This window comes from Achromobacter sp. ESBL13 (assembly GCF_036668755.1).
GTDB lineage: Bacteria > Pseudomonadota > Gammaproteobacteria > Burkholderiales > Burkholderiaceae_B > Achromobacter.
The window spans coordinates 1-810 of sequence record NZ_JAZEVT010000015.1 but is presented as its reverse complement, the minus strand read 5'-3'; the positions used below and the strand labels follow the sequence as shown (position 1 = coordinate 810).

The window sequence follows — 810 nt, the reverse complement described above, 5'->3', positions numbered from 1 at the left end:
TGTAGGCTATAGGACCTGAGTATTAGCGTTTGTGCCGTTCATAAGTTTCAAAGCGGTCTGAGGTTATTCACCCCAGTCTTGAGAACTTGGAACAAAATAATGCAATCACAACCCGTACTTATTTTCTCCAGCTTGCGCTGAGTACTTAATAAGTACATTTCGTTGTGCTTCTTCCAGATTGTTAAAGAACGAATATAGCTGTTAGGTAAAACCTAACGCATAGCGCTGACAACAGCGCTATGCGTTAGCCTCTACATCACCACCAGGGCGATTATGAGAATCAATGGTGGAGGTGAACGGGATCGAACCGATGACATCCTGCTTGCAAAGCAGGCGCTCTCCCAGCTGAGCTACACCCCCATATCCTGCGTCGCAGAATACTTGGTGGGTCTGGTTGGATTCGAACCAACGACCCCCGCCTTATCAAGACGGTGCTCTAACCAACTGAGCTACAGACCCAAAACCTTCTCGGATCAGTAGTCAGGTAGCTGAAGACCCAGGGAAGATCCCCTCGACCCAAGCCTACAACTGATCCCAGCTATATCAAACAACCGATAAGAGTGGACGCTTAACACGAGCACTTAAGCTCTGAAAGGAGGTGATCCAGCCGCACCTTCCGATACGGCTACCTTGTTACGACTTCACCCCAGTCATGAATCCTACCGTGGTAATCGCCCCCCTTGCGGTTAGGCTAACTACTTCTGGTAAAACCCACTCCCATGGTGTGACGGGCGGTGTGTACAAGACCCGGGAACGTATTCACCGCGACATGCTGATCCGCGATTACTAGCGATTCCGACTTCACGCAGT

Annotated in this window: 2 tRNA genes and 1 rRNA gene; all 3 read right to left on the bottom strand. The window is 49.9% G+C overall.

From position 1 onward, the window contains the following. Nucleotides 1-284: 284 nt before the first annotated feature. Nucleotides 285-360: transfer RNA gene (locus tag V6F88_RS27785), tRNA-Ala, on the bottom strand. Between the two features lie 22 nt (nt 361-382). Then, nucleotides 383-459, bottom strand: a tRNA-Ile gene (locus tag V6F88_RS27780). Between the two features lie 132 nt (nt 460-591). Beyond that, a 16S ribosomal RNA gene (locus V6F88_RS27775) occupies nt 592-810 on the bottom strand; the annotation flags it as partial.